Source organism: Lentihominibacter sp. (assembly GCF_046951855.1).
Classification (GTDB): Bacteria; Bacillota; Clostridia; order Peptostreptococcales; family Anaerovoracaceae; genus Lentihominibacter; species Lentihominibacter hominis.
The window spans coordinates 31,510-55,883 of the sequence record NZ_JBKTXS010000002.1; the positions used below are offsets into that span (position 1 = coordinate 31,510).

The window sequence follows — 24,374 nt, forward strand, 5'->3', positions numbered from 1 at the left end:
TCTTATATTTGAATGGGAACTTTTTTATATTGGTTAAAGTTTTAAAAATTTAATGTATTATGTTATTTAAGTAAGAGCGGTTTAAAGTATTTCTGTGAAATCTTTTGTTGTATAGCTTTCTCCAGCCTCTTTTTTTGCAAGAGCTTCAAGTAGTGCATCATGGTTCTTTTTATTTACAGGATATTTGGAAAATATTATCATACTGATTAGTATAAATAGTGCCGGCAGCAATGTAGCTATAAGAAGTATTCCGTGTACGGAAGTTTGTGTTTGCTGTGCTGCACCGATGTATCCGAAAGCGCTCAGAAGCCATCCGACAGCATTGGTGGCGATAGCACCTCCTAATTTTTGAACGAATTGTGCACAGGCAACGATACTGCCTTCTCTGTGATGTCCATTTATGAATGTATCAATTTCGGCACAATCATATACTGTTGAGTAATACAGTCCCCAAAATGCGCTGGTTGTCAATGCGACGACAGCTCCGTTAATAATCACCTGAGAGAAATTTGAAAGACCCATGAAATAGAATACTACACAGTTTATAACAAACATTATACTGAAAAGAAAAAGTGTTTTCTTTTTACTTCCGATCTTATTGGCTATAATTATTGATATTGGCGTGCAGCATAATGCGATTACAGTGTATATGCTCCAGAAGGCTGCCTGCTGTACTTCTGTCATATGAGCGCAGTATGTGAACATATATACTCCGATACCACTGAACAGAGTATACCCGATGATATAAAACAGCCCTGTGAAAATCAGATTTCTGTATGCCTTCATACGAAATATATCTTTGTATGTATTTATAAAACCCTGACTTTTTTCCTGCTTTTCCATCTCTCTTTGGAGATCGGCTGCAGAGTCTTCCCGGCCTCTGGTTGAGAACCAGCATATCAGACAACAAAGTATTATTATTGCTGCGGCAAGACTGCCGGATATGCACCAGCATGTTTTTATATCTACTCCTTTAGGAACGAGGACTGTCATTATCCACATAGGACCGGAATTGCAGAGGGCTACAAACGGATATGAAAACAAGCCTACAATCATACGCATTGTATTTCTTTCGTTATAATCGTGAGTGACTTCTGCACCGAGAGCCGCATATGGTACACAATAAGTTGTGTAGAATGTCCACATCAATACAGCCATGAGAAGGTAGTAAATACTCTGACCAAGGCCGGTAAACTCATTCGGCAGGAACATTAGGAAAACGATAATGGCCAGAGGCCAGATGCTTCTGAACATCCACGGACGACGTCTTCCTCTTGGGTTTTTTGATTTGTCGGATAAGAACCCCGCTATGGGAGCAGTAACGGCATCCCATAAGATTGCTATAAAAGAAATTGTTCCTGCTATAGCCGGATTAACTTTGGCAACATCGGTTAAAAAAAACAGAAAATAAGTGAAAAACAGGTTGTAAGGTATCGAATCCCCTGCACCGCCCAGACCGTAACCTATTTTTACTGATATAGGAACATGAGCGCTGTTTCTATTGATTCTTACATTTTCCATCAGTTGATTCTCCTTTTTAAACTATAGTAATTGTATATTACGTTTATGTGTACCTAACGGTTATCGGAAAACATTTTATCTATTATGCACCTGGACGCACCCTCAGGATCTTTTTCCATCGTCCACTGACTGTCTATGATCATGGTATTTCTGTCAGCGTCATTATAGGCTGCCCATTGTGGTGCACCTTTTGCAGAAGGTTTGCCGGCTTTTGCAAAGGACGCCCATGCTTCCTGCATCATAGAGGAGAGATTGTCAGGCACATCTAATCCTGTGAAACTTTCTTCCTCTTCCATGTTTCCGAATACGAAAGGGAGCTCTAAAGCATGACATGCACCTAAGCCTTTTATTCTTGATTTCCATGTAAAGTAATACATGTAAACGTCATTGTAGCGGGACTGTTTCTCGGCCATATGTATAGCAGGGAGCCTGAACAGTATTTCATCATTAAGAGCTATATTATTTTCCTTCATGTTATGGTTTTGCCTGTATCGGAAAAACTCTTCCCGTACAGCAATTTCGTTTATAAGAGGCGGAGTTGTTATGTAGAGCTGGTCTTCAAGAAACTTTATTGCCATATCGTCAAAGTTGTCAAAATAAAGCTTCCAGTAATTAAATTCGTTTGCATTGGTACCCAGCATCAATTTTATATTTGAAGCGCAGCCGCCGGCAAGTTCTTTGAAAGGGTCTCTTGGAATATCTTCATTATCTGCTTCCGGAGCAAATAGTATGCTGTACTTGGGACCATAGTTTTCTGCCCACGCCGGATATATTTTTCTTATTTCTTCGGTGGGTACTTTTAAAAGCTCATCAATGGTCTCACAGCCTAAACGTGATGCGAAATCAGCGGCATGTTGTTTGCTTAAAAAGCTTCCTTTACAAAGGTTCAATGATCCGCTTTGGGCGATTACTTTATGAAACAGCCCTTTTGCCTTCGGCATTGTCATCAGAAGAGAAACCGAGCCGCCTCCTGCTGATTCACCCAATATAGTGATGTTTTCATTATCTCCTCCGAAGGCGGATATATTTTCTTTGATCCATTGTAAAGCGCATATTTGATCGAGGAGACCGTTGTATCCACTTGTTTTATATTCAGAACCACCGTATTCCTCAAAATTCATGAAACCGAAGAAATTTACACGGTAGTTGAGTGTTACAAAGACGACATCCTGATTTAGAGCAAAATTATATCCATTATAAAGGGGATCAGAGGAACCACCTGATGAGTATGAGCCGCCGTGAATAAATACCATAACAGGTTTTTGAATTCCGGATGCCATATTATGATTCCATATATTCAGTGTCAGACAGTCTTCACTTTGTCCCTGAGAAGAAATGGAGGCTGATTCTATCTCATCTATTTCCTGTACTGCTGTGTGGCCGAAGTTATAGGCCAATATTTGCTGATCCGACTCCGGTATGGGAACGGGGGCTTTGAATCTCAATTCGCCTACGGGCGGCAGTGCATAGGGTATCCCCAGAAATTCACTCATATTGTTGTGGTCCGTTTTACCTATTACAGTTCCTGTTTTTGTTTTAATTTGCATTGTTCTTCCTCCTGATAAATTAATTTTTATACAGCATAACTGAAATAAATTTAAATTTTCAGATTATTCTTTGCTTTTTTATGCTTCTTTACTTGCAGCGTTGCTTTTTGTAAATTATAATATTATGACAAGATATAGCCGATAGGCGACCCTGTTTTTAAAAGCGACATGAGGGATGGATATGTATTTAGAGAATCTTAAATGTAATAATGAATACCCTTTGAATGTGGAGATACTTCATATAAATGAATATCCCCTTCATATGCATGAGTATGGGTATATAGAAATAATTTATGTTTTGAAAGGAAGCATAAATCTATATATAAGTACAGAAGACATCTGTTTGAAAGCAGATGATGTTTTCATAGTAAATGAAGCCAATCTTCACTATATTCATGATTGTTCTGACGATAATGTTGTTCAAATATATCATATATATCTCGATGCCTTTTCTGATTATTATGCTGAATTTTCTCAGGTTCTTTTTATTTTGAACACAACTTATAACAATGATGTTCCGGAGTTGATAGAGTATGTGAAAAATCTTCTTAGAAATATTTCCAAACAGTTTTTCGATATAGATATAGATCATAATCCACTCAATAATATTCATGAAAATCTTGTTTCCCTTTTGCTGTGCCTGACTAATAGTTTTCAATACTGGTATATTAAAGACAATAAAATTCAGCCTACCAACCCTTATAAGGATAAGCCGATACAGGTAAACAGAATACGTAATATAGTGAGATATATGTATGAGAACTATCAGAAAAAGCTTACTCTGGATGATATTGCGGAACATGAATATCTGAGCAAATATTACATATCTCATCTTTTTACGTCAGTGCTTGGTGAGTCATATCAAAATATAATCACGAGACTCCGGGTGGAAATGTCACTTATGGGTATAGCAGATACTAGCAAGAATCTGGAGGAAGTTGCCATTGAATCAGGTTTTTCCTCTCCGACATTTTTTAGAAGACGTTATAAAGATATTACAGGGTATTCTCCGTTTGAAGTCAGAAATTATTTTAAATCAAGAACGATCGAAGTTATGAAGCCTGATATAACACATATTGACAATGTATCAGATATAGTGGCATTGTTGTCCGACACACAACACTATACATATCCGGTGACTCTTGCAGGAAGAAAAAACCTGAGGAATTATATTCTTGACTTTTCGAAGTCGCAGAATGCAGAGCTTAAAGGAACATGGAATTATATTTATGTAGAAAGCCTGTTTGAATGTCTGAGGGAAAGATATAGAGCAAATCTGTCTTTTTGCAGAGAACGGTTCGGGTTTTCTCATATTATTGTAAGCGTAAAGCAGCTTTTAGATGCCTATGAGGCTTTAAAATGTTTTGATTTTCTGCATGAGTTTTTGAGAAGTCTGCAAATGCTGGATATGGATATATGTGTAATTGATGACAGAAACGATACTTGCTTTTTTGATGATGCCGTAAGGTCTTTCGAAAGCTGGTGCATGGAAAAATACTCTATCGGTGTGAAGTGTATAGAAAATATTGCATCAGTGGAGATTATTTCCCTCCATGGTGATAATCCGGCTGATATGATGAGGCATCTGCTGGATGGTACTGATGTGATACGGGCGGTATCCATAGAATCGCTTTTTAATAGGGCAGGGCTGAAGAAGCCTCTGTATTATCTGTATGAAATAGTATGCTCGCTGGATGAACATATTATCGAGGCTGCAGAAAACTGTATTGTCACCAGAGAAGGGAATTCGATGCATGTAATGATATACTACAGCATCCGGGATTCAGTAGATACAGAATCACAATGTAGTGAGTTTTTGTTAAAATTGGTAAATCACGGAGGGTGTATATTAAAAATAAAACATCTGAAAGATTTCGATATCAGCGAAGAGTCCATTTGGCACAGCATCAATTCACCGGAACTTATAAGCGAAGATACCATGGAATATATAACAGCGGCTGCATCACTGCTCGCAGATATAAGATATGTACCTGCATGTCCGGAATATGATGTTTTCATTCCCCTGTATCGGGGGCAATGTGCACTTATTACGATAGAATGCAAAAATGATAAAGCATAGAATTTTATAGAAAAATATGATTTTATAATAGTATTTTGTGTAAATAACATTAGCAGAGTAGTATAATAAAATTAGGCTAAGCCACTTGTTTCAGGTGAAAGGAGCAGATATGAAAATACAATTTTGCGGAGCTTCGACAGGCGTTACAGGGTCCTGTCATCTTATAACCACAGAGAATCATAAGATATTACTGGACTGCGGACAGTTTCAGGGCGGAAAGGCTCAGGAGGCTTTGAATTACGAGGAATTTCCTTTTGATCCTGCCCAGATAGATTACATGATTTTAAGTCATGCTCATATAGATCACTGCGGAAGGATTCCGCTTTTGGTAAAGAGAGGATTCAAGGGGAAGATATATTGTACCGACGCTACAGCAGATCTTTTAGATGTTATGCTTAAGGACAGCGGTTATATTCATGAAAGAGAGGCCGAATGGAAAAACAAAAAAAACGAAAGAGCAGGGAGAGCTCTGGTGGAACCTTTGTACACATATAATGATGCAGCGGATTCTCTTAAATATGTAGAGCCTGTGCTTTACGATCAGCTGGTGGAGCTTAATGAGGAAATGAAGATTGTTTTCAATGATGCTGGACATATTCTGGGCTCAGCCATAACAGAGCTTTGGGTAACGGAAAATGATAACGTGTCAAAGATAGTGTTTTCAGGGGATTTGGGAGTAATGGACAGGCCTATTTTAAGGAACCCGACCATCATAAAGAAAGCCGACTATGTTATCATGGAAACGACATACGGCAACAGATTGCACCCGGCCAATTCTATGGATGTCAAGGCACTTATGGATATAATCCGGGACACGGCGGCAAAGGGCGGCACAACGGTTATACCTTCTTTCGCCGTAGGAAGGACTCAGGAGCTTATATATGAATTAAATCGGGTGTATGAAACAGATAATGAATACCGCAGGGACTTTGACAATATAATGGTATATGTGGACAGCCCTATGGCAACTACCGCGACAGAAGTTTTTAAACGCAACGCGCAGGTATTTGATGAAGAAACGAAGGAATTTATAACAAAGGGAGATAATCCTCTGGATTTTAAGAACCTCAGATTTACAAGAACGAGTGAAGAGTCAATATGGCTTAATACTGATCCGGAGCCTAAAGTGATAATTTCCGCCAGCGGTATGTGTGATGCAGGAAGGATAAGACATCACCTTAAGCATAACCTCTGGAACAGAAAATCCAGCATAGTTTTCGTGGGGTATCAGGCTGAAGGAACCCTCGGAAAGATGATACTGGACGGTGCGGAGGAAGTTACGCTTTTTGGTGAAAAGGTAAAGGTAAATGCCAACATATATAATCTTGAGGGTTTTTCGGGACATGCTGACAGAGACGGTCTTCTGGAATGGCTTAAAGGATTTAAGGCTGAGCCGAAGCATATTTTCCTTGTTCACGGTGAACCTGAGGCAAAGGAAGATTTCGCACAGACCGTTGAAGCTGAGTTGGGATATCATCCTATAGTGGTCAGAGGGAATTCTGAATTTGTTCTTGAAAAGGATGAACTTGTCAATATGGAGCAGGCCATGAAAGAGGAAGTGGATGAGGAAGTGTTAAACAGTCTGAGAGCTAATCTGTTTGATATACACCGAAGAATAGAAGATATATTGTATAATACCAAACTGGCTGTAGGGCAGGATATTTCTCCTGAAAAACTGTCTAAGATTAATAATATGGTACTTGAGCTGGAAAAATCAACTATGAATCTGGGCGCTGAAGTCAGTGACGGAGAAGGCAGGGATAAAACACAGCAAAATGATATTTAAATAACAGCTATAAAAGTATTAAAAGCAGGAAAAAACTTTTAAAAACATGTTGTGCATGTGGTAAAATAGAAATAGGTATTTAGTAGATATTATATTTGATAAAGGTGATAAGAATGTCTGTTTTAAGCGGCATTAAAGAAAGTGTACAACAGGTTGCAGAGGCCATCAGCATCGCTGTCGGTCTTGAAGTTGAAATAGTGGACAACAAACTGAGAATACTGGGCGGTACCGGTTATTATCACAGGAGGATAGGCAAGAAGGAAGAAGATGGAAATCTTGAAGGAAACTACCTTTATGCAAGAGTTCTGAGAACAGGTAAGACGCAGTATGTAGAGGATGCTCAGAACTGCAAAGATTATGACAGGCCTATTGTAGGCAATACGAGACTTGGAGAGCTTGCAGAGATATGTACTCCCATAGTTTTGAAAGGCGAGATCATAGGAATAATCGGGCTTGTGGCATTTACTGATGAGCAAAAACATCTCCTTCTCGATAAGAGGGAAAGCATGACCGTGTTTGTTGAAAAGATGGCAGATCTGCTGTCGGCAAAGGCGGACCAGCAGGAAACTTTGGAAAATGTCGAGGTTTCAAGAGATGAAATGTCTATAGTATTGGAGACTGCTCACGAAGGTATATTCGCGCTTGATCAAAAGGGCTATGTCAAGCACTGTAACAACAGAGCTGCGGGGCTGTTCGGGACAAATAAGGGAGACCTTATAGGCAAACACATAAGCAATATTATGCCTGGAAGCCCTGCTATAAAAGTTCTTGATACAGGAACCGGATATACTGAAAATGAAGAAATCTTTAAAGTCGACGGAAAGCAGCATCATTTCATAGTAACAGTGAAGCCTTTTATGTCAAGCGATGACATAGATGGAGTAGTGATCTCCTTCAGAGATATAGAGGAAGCACAGAAGCTGGTTTACAATTTCAATACACGAAAGATAAAAAACACAGTAGACGATATAATCGGCAGCAGTGACAAGATAATGAGAGCCAAACAGCAGGCTCTGATAACAGCGAGAAGCAATTCCACCGTTCTCATAACAGGTGAGAGCGGCACGGGAAAAGAAATGTTCGCTAAAGCTATTCATTACGCAAGTCCGAGAGAAGATAAGCCTTTTATAACGGTGAATTGCGGAGCTATTCCTGAGAATCTGCTGGAAAGCGAACTTTTCGGATATGAGAAAGGAGCTTTCACAGGGGCTAGTGAAAAGGGTAAGGAAGGTAAATTCGAGCTTGCTGACGGTGGCACCATTTTCCTCGATGAAATCGGTGATATGCCCCTTCATCTTCAGGTCAAGATTCTCCATGTTCTTCAGAACATGAGATTTGACAGAGTAGGAGGAAGCAAGAGCATAATTGTGGATGTGAGGGTAATTGCTGCTACCAATAAGGATCTTGAAAAGCTTATTGAAGAAGATCGTTTCAGAGAAGACCTTTATTACAGGCTTAGCGTTATACCGCTTTCTATACCGCCGCTGAGAGAGAGAAAAGACGATATAAAACTGCTTATGTATCATTTCCTTAGAAAATATAATAGTTTTATGAATAAAAAGATAGAGCGTTTTTCTCCTGAGGTAGAAGAACTTTATACTAATCACGATTGGCCCGGAAATGTGAGAGAACTTGAGAATGCTGTTGAATACGGTACGAACATGGCTTTTGGAAATGTAATAACCATGGAGGAAGTTCCCGCACGTATTTTGAAAAAAGAGGAAGAGATGGTCAAATTTAAGAATCTGGACAGACCTCTTGCCGAGCAGGTGAAACTTTACGAAAAAGAAATAATTAGAAAAAAACTGAAACAGCATAACGGTATTAAAGATACTGTTGCGAAGGAGTTGGGACTGTCGAGAGCAACACTTTACAGGAAGCTCTCTGAATTAGGTATAAATTAATTTTTATAAATATTTTATTATGGAGGTTTGTTATGTTAAGAGAAGCATTACCTAAAATCGTTACCGGAACATTACCTGGACCTAAGGCTAAGGCTGTACTGGACAGAAGGGCTGCTGCTGTTCCAAACGGAATCGGAACTGCTTACAAAGCAGTTATCGAAAGAGGCGAGGGAGCTATGTTTGAAGACGTTGACGGAAATATTTTCCTCGACTGGATCGGCGGTGTCGGTGTACTCAATATAGGATACAGCAATCCTGAATGCATTGAAGCGGTTAAAGAACAGGCTGATAAATTTTTCCACTCAATGTTCAACATTACAACTCACGAAGGCTATGTGAAACTTGCGGAAGAAATGAACAGAATCGTTCCTGTAAAAGGAGATAAGAAAAAGACTATGTTCGTGTGCTCAGGTTCCGAAGCAGATGAAAATGCCGTTAAGATCGCAAGAAGCTATACAGGAAGGCCTAATATCATAGTATTTACAGGCGCTTTCCACGGAAGAACTTCTCTTACAATGACTATGACCGCTAAAAAGGCTTATGCGGTAGGCATGGGTCCTTTCCCTGACGGTGTATACAGAGCAGAGTTCCCTAACCTTTACAGAGCTCCTGGCAATATGAGCGAAAAAGAAGCTATAGACTATTATGTGAAAAAGCTGGAAGAAGTGTTCATAGAAGCTACTCCATATGATTCATGCGCTGCTATCGTATTCGAGCCTGTACAAGGTGAAGGCGGATTTGTTCCGGCTCCTATCGAATGGGTAAAAGCTGTCAGAAAGATCTGTGACGAGCATGGAATCATGATGATCTGCGATGAAGTTCAGTGTGGATGGGCAAGAAGTGGTAAAATGTTTGCTTCACAGTATTTTGCAGATGCAGGATGTGCTCCTGATATTTTGTCCACAGCTAAATCCATTGCTGCAGGATTGCCGTTATCAGCGGTAACTGCAAGAGCAGAAGTTATGGATGCTGTAACAGGGGGAACAATCGGCGGAACATTTGGCGCAAATGCTGTATCAGCAGCTTCAGCTCTTAAAGTAATAGAAGTTATGGAAAGAGATGATTATCCTGCAAAAGCTATGCACATAGCTGATGTGGCCATGAAAGCTTTCAAAGGCTGGCAGGATAAGTATGAGTGCGTGGGAGATGTAAGAGGTCTGGGCGCTATGATGGGTATCGAGTTTGTTAAAGACAAGACTTCAAAAGAACCGGATGCAGCTCTTGTAAATGCTATCGTTCAGGAAGCTATGGGCAAGGGTCTTATGCTTGAAGCAGCAGGAACATATGGAAACGTTATCAGATTCCTCTGCCCTCTGTGCGTTACTGATGCTCAGCTTGATGCTGGTTTGGAAATCTTAGAAAACGCTATCAAGACTTGTGCAAAATAAGATTGTGCGCATGTATTAAAGTAGTTAAATAACGGCGCGGGTTTGTGCGCCGTTATTTTTTTATGAAAAAGAATCATCAGGAGATAATATGCAGATAGATTTGACAAAAGGTTCAGTCACAAAAGGAATATTAGCTTTTGCATTCCCCATGATATGTGGGAATCTGCTCCAGCAGCTTTATAATGTAGTAGATACACTGATCGTAGGGCGTTTTTTAGGTTCTGATGCTTTAGCGGCAGTTGGATCATCATATACGCTGGTCACTTTTATAACGTCTATACTTTTGGGAATGTGCATGGGCTGCGGAGCGATTTTTTCTATAAGATATGGTGAGAAGCGATTGGATCACATGAAAGGAAATATATTTACTGCTTTTGTGATGATCGCATGTTTTTCTGTGCTTTTGAATATTGCAGTAATGGCCTTTATAGATCCTGTGATGAAGATGCTCTCGGTACCTGAAGAGGTTTATGATTTGATGAGAAATTATTTAATGGTGATGTTTTGCGGAATATTCGCCACTTTTCTTTATAATTTTTTCGCATCTTTGCTCAGGGCTGTGGGAAATTCAGTGACACCTCTGGTATTTCTTGGCATTTCGGCTGTCATGAATATTATTTTGGATCTTATATTCGTACTGGTGGCTGAGTGGGGTGTAGAAGGTGCAGCTTTAGCTACTATAATTTCGCAGTGGTTTTCAGGGATAGGAAGCATGATCTATACATTGGTAAAGTGCCCTCAGCTGCGCCCGGCACGCAGGCATATGCGTATAACATGGATAGGACTTAATGAAATAATGGGTGCCTCTTTTCTGACTTGTATGCAGCAGTCAGTCATGAATCTGGGGATATTGATGGTACAGGGGCTTGTAAACAGTTTTGGCGCTGTTGTCATGGCAGCATTTGCAGCAGCTACTAAAATAGATGCTTTTGCATATATGCCGCTTCAGGATTTCGGAAATTCTTTTTCCACATTTGCGGCACAGAATTATGGCGCGCGTAAAAAAGAACGTATTGAAAAGGGAATACGTTCTGCTGTTATAAGTATGCTGATTTTTTCTGCTGTTATTTCTATTCTTGTTTTTTCATTTGCAAAACAGCTTCTTTTGTTGTTTATTCATTCGGATGAGACAGCGATTTTAGCTGTGGGAATTTCTTATCTTCATATTATAAGTATATTTTACTTCGGTATAGGAGGATTATTTATTTTGTATGGTTTATACAGAGCATTCAACAGGCCCGGGATGTCACTGATACTGACGGTTTTATCTTTGGGTACGAGAGTATGTCTGGCATATGTTCTTTCATCCGTACCTTTTATAGGAGTAAATGGTATATGGTGGTCAGTACCTGCAGGCTGGCTTCTTGCTGATTTTATAGGTGTGTTTTATTACAAAAAGATAAAAGAGAAAATCATTTTATAATTATGCCTTTGTCACAGAGAGATTTTTTGATAAGCAGGAAAGTTTCTTTATCACGGCAACCTATTGTGTGGAGATGGACCCCATCTGTAAGAGAACTTATAGGAGCAGAATTTTTATCACTGCTTACTTTTGATATGAACTGATCCACATCATATCTTGATGACAGTCCAAGCTTTGCTGAAAGTTCACCATATATGGCATGTTCTATGGATACGTCTATAACAGTGGCACCGAAGTCGACGATGGTATAGAGCTCATCCTGAAGCTGCTTTGATGAATGTCTGCATGCTATAATGCCGGTGAAAGGAAAATTGTCAGAACCGTCAAGGCTGTTGAGTATATATCCTTTTGGTGTGGCAAGGATATCTAATCCTGAAGCTCTCAGTATCGCAACATCACTTACTATTATCTGCCTGCTTACGGAAAGCTCTCCGGCAAACCGGGCAGCCGTGACAGGTTTTGAAGAATTTTCGAGAGTATTTTTTATATGATTTCTCCGGTCAAAAGCTGACCATTCTTTTTGTGTACTTGTATTCTTCATAGTTACAGAGACCTCCTTTATGGATGTTGGTAAGTAATGATTCTCATATCATAATATCACACCATTAATTTTCAATCAAATAATATATATAAGTATCTTGATATATGTATATACACTCTGGTACAATCAGACGGTAGGTTAAAATTCGTTTATATTTGAGAAAGGAGTGTGCCTTTTTCGGCAGATAGGAGCCGGCAGGGGCGCAGATGATATGAAAGGGAAAGAAACAGTACAGACGAAAGAAAGTTTTTTTAAACGCAAGAACATTGAGATTTCCGTAAAGCGGTATTTACAGGATGCACTGTCGGCAATGGCGCTCGGATTGTTCGGGTCTTTGCTTATAGGAGTTATTTTTGATACTATCGGTGTACAGACGGCAAATCTTTTCGGGGATAATGTCATATCTTCATTTTTCGTGGAGGTAGGAGGACAGGCAAAAGCTTATATGGGAGCTGCCATAGGAGTGGCTGTAGCATGGAGTTTGAAAGCTCCTCCACTTGTTCTGTTTACCAGTGTGGTGACAGGTATGATGGGAGCGAATATGCTGGGATTCGGTATTGAAGTGTCAGGCGGGCCTGCAGGAGCGTTTCTGGCAGTTGCCGTAGGAGCAGAACTGGGAAAGATGGTTTCGAAAGAAACAAAAGTTGACATATTGGTTACTCCTGCTGTAACATTAACAGCAGGGGCTATAGTAGCAAAGCTTGCCGGACCGGCTATAGGCTGGTGTATGATGAGGCTTGGTGATCTTATTATGACCGCCACAGAATGGCAGCCGTTTGTGTTTGGTATAGTTATATCCGTTATAGTTGGTCTTGTTCTTACTGCGCCTATTTCCAGTGCAGCATTGTGTATAATGCTTGATTTGAGTGGGCTTGCGGCAGGAGCTGCCACAGTAGGCTGCTGCGCTCAGATGATAGGTTTTGCTGTGGCAAGCTACAGGGAAAACGGTGTAGGCGGTTTGGTGGCTCAGGGACTTGGCACTTCTATGCTTCAGGTGTCCAACATCATAAAAAATCCATGGATACTGGTTCCGGCTACATTAGCGGGAGCTATAATAGGGCCGCTGTCTACTTGTGTGTTTAAGATGACAAATATAGCTGTAGGAGCCGGTATGGGGACATCGGGTCTTGTGGGACAGATAGGAACTTTTAATGACATGGGCTTTTCTTTTGATACCCTGTGGAAGGTGATGCTGCTGCAGATCGCCCTTCCTGCAGTACTGTCTTTTGTTATAGACAGATTGCTGCGTAGGGCAGGAAAGATAAAAGACGGAGATTATAAACTGGAGCTGTAATATGAGTAAAAATGTTTGGGATAAAGCTGTAGATTTTCACGGTCATACGTGTGGAGGGCTCGCCTTAGGTGTGCGGGCGGCCATTGAAGCTCAGAAAAGATTTGGAATAGAAAGAGCGGAAGATGAAGAGATAGTATGTGTCACGGAGAATGACGCATGTGGAGTAGATGGGATACAATCGGTATTAGGTTGTACTTTAGGTAAGGGAAATCTTATCTACCGAGGTACAGGGAAATTTGCTTTTAATTTTTTTAAAAGAAATACCGGGGAATGTTTCAGGCTGATGGCAAAGGATAAAAAGTCAGGAATTCATGGCGGTGAGTATATAAAGTTTGTACTGACTGCTCCTGTTGAAGATATTTTTGAAATCGGTAAACCAAGAATGAATATGCCGGAGCCGGCATTATCTTTAAAATCTGTCAAATGCAGTGTATGCGGGGAGAGTGCTGCGGAAACAAAGATGAGAGTTATGGATGGTCTTCCTGTATGTATGGACTGTTACAGCGGATATGACAGAGGTTGGGACTAAAAAATCACGGAAGTGGAAGAGGAGAAAGCAGAATGAACATAGCGGTTGTGGATGGACAAGGAGGCGGAATAGGCAGAGCAATAGTTGATAGGGTAAAGAAGGCTTTTCCCGATATAAATGTGATAGCGCTTGGAACAAATTCTGTAGCGACAGGACAGATGCTCAGAGCCGGTGCGGATGACGGTGCCACAGGAGAGAATGCTATAATTCATAATATGCAGCATGTGGATATTGTCATAGGTGTCATCGGGATACTTAACGCCAATTCCATGATGGGAGAATTATCGCCTGCAATGGCATCGGCCATAGGCGGCAGTCATACATACAAAATACTTTTGCCTATAAACAGATGTCACATTCATGTAGTAAGTGTAGAGGAGCTGTCGGTGTCAGAGCATGTTGATAATGCTGTAAAAGCGTTGGGCAGCTATTTGAAAAGTTTATAGAAGACAATATTAAAAAAGCCGGCTGCTGAAACAAATCAGCGAAGCCGGCTTTTCCGATTTTTGATCGATAAGTATGAAAATATTTTTCAGATCAGATCATGAAATTTGAATGTAGATTTACCGCTGGCATAGTCGGCTACTATCTGACCGGTGCCAACAAGCTTGTATTTGTATGTTACAAGTCCGTCAAGCCCTACAGGTCCTCTGGCATGTATTTTCCCTGTACTGATGCCTACTTCTGCACCGAATCCGTATCTAAAGCCATCAGCAAATCTTGTGGAACAGTTTTGATATACCCCTGCTGAATCTACCAGCGACATGAATTTGTCTGCTGAATCTTTATCTTCTGTTATAATGCAGTCAGTATGGTGGGAACCGTATTTGTTTATATGGTTTATGGCGTCATCTATATTATCCACTATTTTTACCGAAAGGATATAATCGAGATATTCTGTTTTAAAATCTTCTTCTGTAGCCGGTTCACATGAAATCATTCCCATTGATCTTGCGTCACATTTGTACTTTATATTGTTTCCGGAAGCATCTGAAAGGAGCGGAAGAAGGACATCGGCTATGTCTTTATGTACAAGCAATGTTTCCGCTGCGTTGCATGCCGCTACATATTGAGTCTTGGAATCAATAATTATGGGAACAGCTTTTTCAACGTTGGCGGCCCCATCAACATAGATGTGACAAATACCATCTGCATGACCCATGACAGGTATTTTGGAATTGTCCATTATATACTGAACAAACTGGTTTGAACCTCTTGGGATAAGAAGGTCCACGTAATCGTGACACTTTAAGAGTTCATTGATTTCCGCTCTGTCCTCTATGAGTACGGCAAAATGCTGAGGAAGTCCTGCAGCGACACAAGCTTTGTAGATTACGTCAAATAACGCTTTGTTTGTGTTTTTTGCTTCACTTCCGCCCTTCAGTATTATACAGTTTCCGCTTTTGATGCAGAGAGCTGCTATTTGAACGAGAGCATCAGGTCTGGATTCAAATATCACTCCGATAACACCTATAGGGCATGTTGTTTTTGTCAGAACAAGATCCTTGTCAAGCTCACGTTTTAAAAGTTCTTTGAAAAGAGGGTCATCGAGATCGATAAGATCATATATTCCTGATATGCATGTGGAAAGCTTATGATCGTCAAATTTAAGCCTGTTTATGATGGGATCTGCAAGAGAGCTTTCCTTGGCAGCTTCCAGGTCGCGATTATTAGCGTCAAATATAGCAGCCTTGTTTTCATTCAGCGCTTTTGTGACTGCTTCAAGTGCATTGTTTCTCACATCTTCCGATAGGGAAGCCATAGCGAAACTGTCTTCTTTAACTTTTTTAATACTGTCGATAAAATCCATATAAATGTCCTTTCTCATAAATTCTCCATAAACAATCGGATAAAATCTTTTATAAAATGGTTTATTTCCATATAGTTTTTTTTGTTGTGATCCTCCAATACTAAAAAACCACTGCTGTATGAAGGATAAATGCTGAATGGTTCGCAGGAAATTCCGACAGACTCCAAATCTATTATAGCAAGTCCGGAGTCTCGTATTATCGGAAGCTTCATGCAAAAATCAGATGTTTTTCCGGTGAGGCGAATTTCTGCCGGATAATCTCCGAATGAAAATCCCATATAATCCATATTAAATTTTCTTTGAGTTCCTGAAACTGATATGGAATCACTGTCGATTCTGATTTTTTCCACAGTAAAAGGACCGGCCGGAAATCCTAAATGAAACATAGCTTTATGAAAATCCGCTTTGCTGATAACCTTGAGAAGTCTTGTAAGCTGAAGTACATCATCGCTGTTATGAAGCAATATTTTATCACCAAGCTGCTTATTTCCTGTTTTTTCATAGCTATTGTAAAGCTCCACACTTTCCCCACCTGAAATCTCGTCTGACCTGTTCTGCCACAGTCCCATGTAATTTTCCACAGTCTTTTGTTTAAGATTGGGAATGAATTTTTTTATTGGGGAATGGCCGTTCAAAACAAGGTAGAGGTCAAGATTATAAGGTGTGCAGTTTTTCATGGAAAACATTCTTAACCGTTTGTTGATGAATGGCATGTCAAAATGTTTTCCGTTATATGTGATCACCATGTCAAGCTTTGATACTTCCTCGGCAAACTTCTCAAGAGCCAGAATTTCTTCATTCCTGTTTTCTGCAAAGAACTGATGAAGTGTTTTATTTTGAAAATCCAGAAGTCCTCCCAGTATGAATTTGTTTCGTGACGAATTCAGCCCTGTAGTCTCTATATCCAAGACTCCTGCACGCACATCGCGGAAATAAAAATCAAGTATACTGCTGGTATAAATAGGTTCATTGTATTTTACGGTTAAATGTTTCATAGTAATTAGTATTATAGCAAGGGACAGGGATAAAATAAAGTGAAAATGACGTAATCAAGTCATCACAGATAATAAAAACAAAAGAGACCTAACAGGTCTCTCTTGTTAAAAGGGGTATTGGGATTAGAGATTAATGAGGCTATCAGGGGGATAACCTCAGATAAATTATAAGTTACTTGCTTGAAAAAAGCAAGTAAAAGTCGAAAAAATTTCAATAATACTGTTTTATGGCTATTTTTAGACGTAAATGTCGAATGAATCGGATATAAAAAGAACTTCACAGGATATATAATTTATTTAACAAAGGGGAGAACCCGGGAAACAACAAAATACTGTAATAATTTATGGAGGAATTAAAAATGGAAGTTTTGAAAGTATCAGCAAGGTCAAATCCTAATTCAGTAGCAGGCGCATTAGCCGGTGTTTTGAGGGAAAAGGGAGGAGCCGAGATACAGGCGATCGGTGCAGGAGCATTGAACCAAGCAGTTAAAGCAATCGCTATCGCACGAGGATTCGTAGCACCCGGCGGAATAGATCTTGTATCGGTACCGGCGTTTACCGATATAGAGATTGAAGGGGAAGAACGAACTGCGATAAAACTTATCGTAGAACCCAGATAAAGTAAAAAAAAGACAAAAGCCTTGTCTCCGGAGGAGCGCAGGGCTTTTTTTCATTTTCAGTGTATATCGTCCATATAAAATCTTCCTGTGAACATATCTGTTTTTACTACATTTACGAAGGCATGCGGGTCGCTTTCAAGAACTTGCCTTATGACGACCTTGGCTTCTGTACGTGATACAATGGAATATATTATGCCTCGTTCCTGCTGTGAATACATACCGGTGGCAGTGAGTTCGGTGGCGCTGTGGTGAGTTACTTCCCTGATGATCTCATAAACCCTTTCGGGATGATCGGTGACTACAAACAGAGTTACTTTATTATGTGTTTGATAGAGAAGATGTATCATCTGGGTAGATGTGAACTGAAAAATGATAGAATATAGTGCTTTGTCCCAGCCAAAAAGAATACCGGCTATTATAAGTACTATGGCATTGCCAAGAAGTATATAGTTGAATACATCTGTGTTCTTTTTTTCCATGAAGAAAACTGCGATAAAATCAGTTCCGCCGGTGGAGGTGCCTCCTATAAGACAGAGACTCACTGCTATGCCGTTTACTATCCCTCCGAATATACTTATGAGAAGGATATCGTGTGTTATAGGTATGGCCGGGACAATATCAGTGAAAATACTTGTGGCGACAATGATCACAGTAGTATTGACTGTGAAACGTTTTCCTATAGCAAGAAAACTCACAGCAACAGGAACAGCATTAAGGATGAGACTTATGGGAGTAAAAGGCAGGGCTATACCGAAAAAGTTTTCGAAGATAGACTGCAAAAGCAATGTTACACCGTTGAAGCCTCCCGGATAAAGACCACCTGCGTGTACAAAACTTTTTATGTTTACTGCCATTATAAGCGCTCCTATAAGACCGAAAATCAGAATTTTTATTTCTTTTTTCACGTCAGATTTTAATTTCTGGTCACATGTTTCATTTTTTGATTTCATTAATTTTCCCTTCTGGCAGCCTAAAACAATTATAATTTTAAGTAAGTATATCACAGCTGTCTATGCTGCGCAATGAATCAGAAATACTGTATGTAAGCCTCCCCTTTACCTTTTCTTCTCTATGTTGTATAATTTTCTGGTCGAGTAGGAGGCAGTAAAGAAATGGAACAGTTAAAAGAATGTATTCTGAACAGTAAAAAAATAGTGGTTAAAATAGGAAGCAACGTTATATCTGCCGAAGATGGGACTGTTGATAGAAATGTTTTGTATAATATCGTGGAACAGGTTAATTCCCTTATAGATATGGGTAAACAAGTGATGGTAGTTTCTTCGGGGGCCGGGGTATGCGGTGTTGGCGCTATAAACAGATGGAACAGGAGAGGAGATCTTAATTATAAGCAGGCTTTCTGTGCTATCGGGCAGGTAGAGCTTATGATGGCTTATAAAGAGTATTTTGCCGATTACGATGTGCATGTGGCCCAGATTCTTCTGACCAGAGATGATTTTAACGATCATCACAGAACACTTAATATCAGAAATACCTTATTTACCCTTATAGATGAGGGTGTTGTTCCCATTATTAATGAAAATGACAGCGTATGTGTTGAAGAAATCAAAATCGGTGATAATGATACTTTGGCGGCTCTTACGGCTATTCTCTGGAATGCTGATTTAATGATAATTTTAAGTGATATAGATGGTGTGTTTGATAAAGATCCCAAGAACAGCGATGATGCTTCTCTTATTGAGGCTGTTGATAATGCAGAAGAGCTGATATCTTCTATAAGTATAGGAGAAAAGAGCTCGTTTGGAACAGGCGGTATACGTACCAAGATAGAAGCTGCAGCTCGAGTGAACAAGTTTGGTATCCCTATGATACTGCTTAACGGAACGAAGCATGATATTATCAGAGACAGCACTCGGGGGGAAGGACGAGGTACGTTATTTTTAGGTACTATAGGAAAATAGTGGATTAATAAATATGAGGTGATCACTATGAAAAAAATAGGATTTATAGGTATTGGCAATATGGGCGGAGCTATTTTATCCGGCTATGCGCAGTCCGGAAAGACCGGGCATAATCAGTTGCTGGCATTTGATATGAATAGTGAACTTTGTGAAAAGACTAAGGAAGAAATTTCACAGCTTACTATCTGCGAAAGCGGCAGACAGCTGTGCGAGAAGTCGGATATAGTGGTCTTAGGAGTCAAACCTCAGGTCATAGAATCGGTTATGAAAGAAATAGCTCCGGCATATACAGATGAAAAGACAGTGATATCTATGGCCGCCGGAGTAAGTATGGAGTTTGTGGAACGCTATTTGGGGAATGACGCGGCAGTTATAAGGATAATGCCTAATACGCCTGCAAAAGTAGGTGAAGCTATGGTTGCTATTTGCCGGAACGGCAATGTTGATGACGACGTATTTAATCTGGCAGAATCTTTGTTTTCGGTCATAGGAAGAGCGGAGTTTGTAGAAGAGCGTTTGATGGATTGCGTAATAGGGGTCAGTGGCAGCAGTCCCGCATATACATATATGTATATAGAGGCGCTTATAGAAGCGGCTGTAAAAAACGGGATGGATGCAGAAACAGCAAGAATATTTGCCGCGCAGTCAGTACTGGGGGCTGCAAAAATGGTTCTTGAAAGTCCGGAATCTGTTGAGCAGCTTAGAATAAATGTATGTTCTCCTAATGGGACAACTATAGAAGCTGTCAATAAGTTATTTGAAAACGGATTTATGGAGGATGTAAAAGAAGGTTTTCAGGCAGCTGTTGACAGATCTATTGAAATGGGGTCAGAAAAGCAATGATTTTTGAAGAAAAGAAAATAGGTAGCGAGCGTATATATGAAGGGGCTATATTGAATGTGCGCCGGGATAAAGTAACTGCAGTGAAAGGTTATGCCTACAGAGAAATAATAGAACATAATGGGGCTGTGGCAGTAGTACCTATTAAAGATAATGGGAATATAGTCATGGTGGAACAGTATCGATATGCCTGTGGGATGAAAGTACTGGAGCTGCCTGCCGGAAAAGTGGACAAAGGCGAGACAGATCCTGCAGTGGTAGCTGCAAGAGAGCTTAAGGAGGAAACCGGGTACACTGCAGAGAATATCAGATATCTCGGAAAGATAAATACGAGTGTCGCTTATTCGGAAGAAGTTATTCACATGTATGCTATGACAGGCTTAAATGCAGGGGAGCAGGATCTTGATGATGATGAAGCAATAAATGTAATTGAGATGCCTTTTGAAGAAGTCTATAAGATGGCATATGAGGGCCGACTCATAGATGCTAAAACTGTTGCAGGGCTTCTTATGGCTAAAGAGCAGCTGAGTGACATATTGATTCTGTAATACAGCCTGCCAATACAAGAATGACAGAAATAGCGGTCAGAATCAGCAGACTTTTATTTTCCTGATAAGGTCTGTTTTTTTTGATGGCTTCAGACGTGGAACAGTGGAATATAACAGTTGATATGATTAAAAAAGCAGGTATAATAAATAAGTTTGGGGGAAATATTTTTGTAAGGGAGATCAGTATGGCGTTATTGGCGTTGAGATATACAAGTCCGCTGCAGAACCCGATGGAAAAGCTTTTAAACCATAAAATGACAGGCGGAATAGGGCAGAGAAATTTTGTCACTATAGCAGGAAGCATTATTAACATTAGGATGAAATTAGATACAAGAGCAGAGAAGAATATTTTACCGAAACCGGCTGCATTGTCTGTAAAGCTTGCAAGCAGCAGAGAAGAAAGATATTCGTTATTTTCGTATGACAGATTCGTACTGAAAAATATTCCGGCAAATAGGCCTGTCATAAAAATGAATATGAATATAGTTGCTGATTTTTTCATAAGTATGTCCCCTTTCATCTATCTGTCAAATATGACATATAGCGGCCCCTTTGGAGCCTCAGTTCATATAAAAGATATGACGGACAAACCTGTGTTATGACAATAATTATTATCAGAAAACTTTATGAGTATGTTAAAGTATGGAAAGCATGAATTGAAACAGGATGAGCTGTAAAGAGTTTGTTTTTATTCTTTATAAATATACATTTATTTCGATAATCAATAAAATTTGATTATTGTAAACCTAATATATCAGTAGTATAATTCAAAGCATAGTCACCATTGATTTTGACAGGGAGGGCAGTATGTATACAAAAGATTTTATAGAATACCTGCAAAAAGAAAGAAAAATGTCTAAGAATACGCTGGAGGCGTACAGCCGTGATATTTTAGAATTCATGGCATTTGAAGGGTCCAGAGGTATGTCGGATATTCTTGATACTTCCAGCACTGAAATAATAGCATTTCTTCACAATCTCAAGATAGCAGGGAAATCGGCGGCGACTGTCAACAGAAAGCTGGCTTCAGTAAGAGCCTTTTTTAATTATCTGATAGAAGCAGGGCTTATGAAAAATAATCCCACAGCTAACATAAAGTCACCTAAAATAGAGCGTAAAGAAATAGAATATCTGGAGATGGATGAGATTGACAAGCTTCTTGCAACTCCTGATGATTCAGTAAAAGGTGTGAGAGACAGAGCCATTTTGGAAGTTCTTTATGCCACCGGTATCAGAGTCAGTGAACTGATAGAAGCCAACGTGGAGGATATTAATCTGAGAATGGGCTTTATAACATGTACAGGGGAGCAGAGCAATCCGAGAATAGTGCCTTTGGGAAGACCTTCAAGAGCAGCTCTGGAAGATTATATATATGACGGAAGAAAAAAACTTGTAAAAGAGAATACCGCAGAAAAGGCTCTTTTTGTCAATTATTACGGAAAACGTATAACTCGTCAGGGGCTGTGGAAGATACTTAAGGAGTATGGTAATAAGGCCGGGATAGAACATAGGCTGACTCCTAATATAATCAGAACATCTTTTGCTGTTCATATGCTTCAGAACGGAGCAGACCTTAAGACTTTGCAGGAACTTATGGGTCATGAAGATATAACGGCTACACAGGTATATTTGTCTGTTACGAAAAACAGAATAAAGGATGTTTATGATAAATCCCATCCAAGAGCATAATGTGCATTAAAGAATATATATTTGACATTGAATGCATTTTATGATATAGTCGGTACGGTAAAAGGAGAAAGATAATGAATTTTTATATAAATAATGAACTACCATCTGTAAAGAAGATCAGCTCTGTACAATTACATCCGATGAAACATTGTACAGAGTACAGTGCATAATAGTGTACTGAGATTTCGTCGGGAATGACAGCGATTAAAAGGTAAGCTGCAGCAGTTTCCTATTATTGCTTATTTTCCCGTACCGGTTTAATTATTTAAAGGCTATGGACAATGTTTATCCATAGCCTTTTGTTATTTTTATGAATTAAGAGTTTGGCAGAAGGCAAGATGTCTGAGACATCTACCTTCTGTTTTTTATATTAAATATCGATAGAGAGGTTGTTAGTTATGAGTTTATTAAAAATTACAGCGATGACGCATTCGTTTGGAGATGATTTGCTGTTCAGGGATACCGGATTTTCTTTGAACAGAGGTGAACATACAGGTATTGTAGGGCAGAATGGTACGGGAAAAAGTACACTTATAAAAATATGTGCAGGTCAAATCATTCCCGATGAGGGGATGATTACGTGGAAACCCGGTGTTAAAACAGGATATCTTGATCAATATGCGCAGATAAAAAAATTTGTTACCATAAGAGATTTTTTGAGATCTGCTTTTTCGAAGTTATATAAAATAGAATCTCAAATGAACAGATATTATGAACAGGCGGCTAATGGCGATGAAGGAAAACTGAAAGCTGCAGCAAAATGTCAGGAGGAGCTGGAACGTGAAGATTTTTATTCAGCAGATACTAAAATAGATAAGGTATCATCGGGGCTGGGACTGACAGCTATGGGTTTGGACAGCTTTATAGAAAACTTGAGCGGCGGACAGCGAGCTAAAGTAATATTGGCTAAACTCCTGCTTGAAAGCCCCGATGTGCTGCTGTTAGATGAACCTACTAATTTTTTGGACAGAGAGCATATAACGTGGCTTGCTGGATATTTATCAGATCTGTCAAAAGCATTTTTGGTAGTATCACACGATTATGATTTTCTGGAGAAAATATCTACAAGGATACTTGATATTGATAATAAGAGAATTAATAAATATTTCGGTTCTTATTCTGATTTTGCAAAGAAAAAAACTTTGCTTCGTCAGGATTATATGAGACAATATGCGGCACAGCAAAAAGAAGTGAAAAAGACAGAGGAGTTTATAAGAAAGAATATTGCCGGAAGAAAATCCAGAATGGCAAGGGGCAGGCAGAAACAGCTTGATCGAATGGAACTTATGGAGGCTCCGAAGCAGAAAGAAATAAAACCTATTTTTAATTTTTCTTCTGTAGGCCAGCCTGCTTCCGGACATTTGGAAGTGAGTCATCTTACCGTAGGATATCATTATCCTGTTTTGACAGATATAAGTTTTACGGTAAAGGGCGGAGAAAAAGTAGCAGTCAGGGGATTTAACGGGATAGGAAAATCTACATTGCTTAAAACCATAACAGGGAAGATTCCCGCTCTTGGAGGAGCTTTTTCTTTCTCACAGATGACTGTTACAGGATATTTTCAACAGGAAATGACGTGGCGTGATCCCGGAAAGAGCCCCATTCAGATAATATCGGATACTTGTTCTCATTTTTCAGTAAAAGAAGTGAGACAACGCCTTGCAAAGTGTGGAATTTCAAGTAAGCATGCCGCACAGTCAGTAGGGACACTCAGTGGGGGTGAACAGGCTAAAGTAAAGATATGTCTGCTTTCCGTATCTCCATGCAATTTCCTTATACTTGATGAGCCGACTAATCATCTTGATATCTGGGCGAAAGAGGCGCTCAGAACTGCTCTGGATGAGTTTGAGGGAGCTGTGCTGCTTGTGTCTCATGAAGAATCATTTTACTCTGGCTGGATACAACGAGTTGTTGAAATATCGGCAAAGTCGTGATTGTAC

General features: G+C 39.7%; 21 protein-coding genes. 14 read left to right on the plus strand and 7 right to left on the minus strand.

Going from position 1 to position 24,374, the window contains the following annotated elements:
* Positions 1-81 precede the first annotated feature (81 nt).
* Both ACLR96_RS00865 and ACLR96_RS00870 read right to left on the minus strand, forming a co-directional pair.
* Positions 82-1,521: an MFS transporter gene (locus ACLR96_RS00865; protein ID WP_177267585.1), complete on the minus strand. Its 1,440-nt coding sequence runs from the start codon at positions 1,519-1,521 to the stop codon at positions 82-84.
* Positions 1,522-1,574: 53 nt separating this feature from the next.
* Positions 1,575-3,068, minus strand: coding sequence for a carboxylesterase/lipase family protein (locus ACLR96_RS00870; protein ID WP_177267586.1), 1,494 nt, complete (start codon positions 3,066-3,068; stop codon positions 1,575-1,577).
* Between the two features lie 181 nt (positions 3,069-3,249).
* Between ACLR96_RS00870 and ACLR96_RS00875 the strand changes: the two genes are divergently transcribed.
* The 5 genes from ACLR96_RS00875 to ACLR96_RS00895 all read left to right on the plus strand — a co-directional run bounded on the left by ACLR96_RS00875 (position 3,250) and on the right by ACLR96_RS00895 (position 11,649).
* Positions 3,250-5,148: a helix-turn-helix domain-containing protein gene (locus tag ACLR96_RS00875; protein ID WP_177267587.1), complete on the plus strand. Its 1,899-nt coding sequence runs from the start codon at positions 3,250-3,252 to the stop codon at positions 5,146-5,148.
* Positions 5,149-5,257: 109 nt separating this feature from the next.
* Complete coding sequence (locus tag ACLR96_RS00880) at positions 5,258-6,934, plus strand: MBL fold metallo-hydrolase RNA specificity domain-containing protein (protein WP_177267588.1); 1,677 nt, start codon at positions 5,258-5,260, stop codon at positions 6,932-6,934.
* Positions 6,935-7,047: 113 nt separating this feature from the next.
* Positions 7,048-8,838 carry a sigma 54-interacting transcriptional regulator gene (locus ACLR96_RS00885; protein ID WP_177267589.1) on the plus strand — a complete coding sequence of 597 codons (1,791 nt, stop codon included), beginning with the start codon at positions 7,048-7,050 and terminating at the stop codon, positions 8,836-8,838.
* Positions 8,839-8,870: 32 nt separating this feature from the next.
* Positions 8,871-10,226, plus strand: coding sequence for an aspartate aminotransferase family protein (locus tag ACLR96_RS00890; protein WP_177267590.1), 1,356 nt, complete (start codon positions 8,871-8,873; stop codon positions 10,224-10,226).
* Positions 10,227-10,314: 88 nt separating this feature from the next.
* Entirely contained in the window at positions 10,315-11,649 is a 1,335-nt protein-coding gene (locus tag ACLR96_RS00895) for an MATE family efflux transporter (protein ID WP_177267591.1), read from the plus strand.
* On the opposite strand, the gene ACLR96_RS00900 is transcribed toward ACLR96_RS00895, so the two are convergent.
* Positions 11,639-12,190, minus strand: coding sequence for a 3H domain-containing protein (locus ACLR96_RS00900; RefSeq protein ID WP_177267592.1), 552 nt, complete (start codon positions 12,188-12,190; stop codon positions 11,639-11,641). The genes ACLR96_RS00895 and ACLR96_RS00900 overlap by 11 nt on opposite strands.
* Before the next feature lie 211 nt (positions 12,191-12,401).
* Here ACLR96_RS00900 and ACLR96_RS00905 point away from each other — a divergent pair, with 211 nt between their 5' ends.
* The 3 genes from ACLR96_RS00905 to ACLR96_RS00915 are packed head-to-tail and all read left to right on the plus strand — an operon-like array spanning position 12,402 to position 14,459.
* Positions 12,402-13,484: a PTS transporter subunit IIC gene (locus ACLR96_RS00905; RefSeq protein ID WP_177267593.1), complete on the plus strand. Its 1,083-nt coding sequence runs from the start codon at positions 12,402-12,404 to the stop codon at positions 13,482-13,484.
* 1 nt (position 13,485) lies between these two features.
* Positions 13,486-14,013 carry an FmdE family protein gene (locus ACLR96_RS00910; RefSeq protein ID WP_177267594.1) on the plus strand — a complete coding sequence of 176 codons (528 nt, stop codon included), beginning with the start codon at positions 13,486-13,488 and terminating at the stop codon, positions 14,011-14,013.
* Positions 14,014-14,045: 32 nt separating this feature from the next.
* Complete coding sequence (locus ACLR96_RS00915; protein WP_177267595.1) at positions 14,046-14,459, plus strand: DUF3842 family protein; 414 nt, start codon at positions 14,046-14,048, stop codon at positions 14,457-14,459.
* Between the two features lie 86 nt (positions 14,460-14,545).
* Here ACLR96_RS00915 and ACLR96_RS00920 read toward each other — a convergent pair whose 3' ends face one another.
* Complete coding sequence (locus ACLR96_RS00920) at positions 14,546-15,823, minus strand: glutamate-5-semialdehyde dehydrogenase (RefSeq protein ID WP_177268947.1); 1,278 nt, start codon at positions 15,821-15,823, stop codon at positions 14,546-14,548.
* A 14-nt stretch (positions 15,824-15,837) separates the two neighbouring features.
* Positions 15,838-16,818 carry a ribonuclease H-like domain-containing protein gene (locus tag ACLR96_RS00925; protein WP_177268910.1) on the minus strand — a complete coding sequence of 327 codons (981 nt, stop codon included), beginning with the start codon at positions 16,816-16,818 and terminating at the stop codon, positions 15,838-15,840.
* 359 nt (positions 16,819-17,177) lie between these two features.
* On the opposite strand from ACLR96_RS00925, the gene ACLR96_RS00930 reads away from it, so the two are divergent.
* Complete coding sequence (locus ACLR96_RS00930; RefSeq protein ID WP_147593236.1) at positions 17,178-17,438, plus strand: stage V sporulation protein S; 261 nt, start codon at positions 17,178-17,180, stop codon at positions 17,436-17,438.
* A 56-nt stretch (positions 17,439-17,494) separates the two neighbouring features.
* Here the strand turns inward: ACLR96_RS00930 and ACLR96_RS00935 are convergent, their stop codons facing one another.
* Positions 17,495-18,388, minus strand: a complete 894-nt coding sequence (locus ACLR96_RS00935) for a YitT family protein (protein ID WP_177268912.1) — start codon at positions 18,386-18,388, stop codon at positions 17,495-17,497.
* A 162-nt stretch (positions 18,389-18,550) separates the two neighbouring features.
* Between ACLR96_RS00935 and proB the strand changes: the two genes are divergently transcribed.
* Genes proB through ACLR96_RS00950 form a run of 3 tightly spaced genes read left to right on the plus strand, consistent with a single transcriptional unit; the run spans position 18,551 to position 20,745 of the window.
* Complete coding sequence (gene proB / locus ACLR96_RS00940; RefSeq protein ID WP_177268914.1) at positions 18,551-19,357, plus strand: glutamate 5-kinase; 807 nt, start codon at positions 18,551-18,553, stop codon at positions 19,355-19,357.
* A gap of 27 nt (positions 19,358-19,384) precedes the next feature.
* Positions 19,385-20,200, plus strand: a complete 816-nt coding sequence (gene proC / locus ACLR96_RS00945; protein WP_177268916.1) for a pyrroline-5-carboxylate reductase — start codon at positions 19,385-19,387, stop codon at positions 20,198-20,200.
* Entirely contained in the window at positions 20,197-20,745 is a 549-nt protein-coding gene (locus tag ACLR96_RS00950) for an NUDIX domain-containing protein (RefSeq protein WP_207722965.1), read from the plus strand. Before proC ends, ACLR96_RS00950 begins: the two co-directional genes overlap by 4 nt.
* On the opposite strand, the gene ACLR96_RS00955 is transcribed toward ACLR96_RS00950, so the two are convergent.
* Positions 20,711-21,265 carry a stage II sporulation protein M gene (locus tag ACLR96_RS00955; protein ID WP_412265072.1) on the minus strand — a complete coding sequence of 185 codons (555 nt, stop codon included), beginning with the start codon at positions 21,263-21,265 and terminating at the stop codon, positions 20,711-20,713. The two genes, ACLR96_RS00950 and ACLR96_RS00955, sit on opposite strands and share 35 nt — an antisense overlap.
* 287 nt (positions 21,266-21,552) lie before the next feature.
* Here ACLR96_RS00955 and ACLR96_RS00960 point away from each other — a divergent pair, with 287 nt between their 5' ends.
* Positions 21,553-22,434 carry a tyrosine recombinase gene (locus ACLR96_RS00960; protein ID WP_177268920.1) on the plus strand — a complete coding sequence of 294 codons (882 nt, stop codon included), beginning with the start codon at positions 21,553-21,555 and terminating at the stop codon, positions 22,432-22,434.
* 398 nt (positions 22,435-22,832) lie between these two features.
* Positions 22,833-24,368 carry an ATP-binding cassette domain-containing protein gene (locus tag ACLR96_RS00965; protein WP_177268922.1) on the plus strand — a complete coding sequence of 512 codons (1,536 nt, stop codon included), beginning with the start codon at positions 22,833-22,835 and terminating at the stop codon, positions 24,366-24,368.
* Positions 24,369-24,374: the final 6 nt, after the last annotated feature.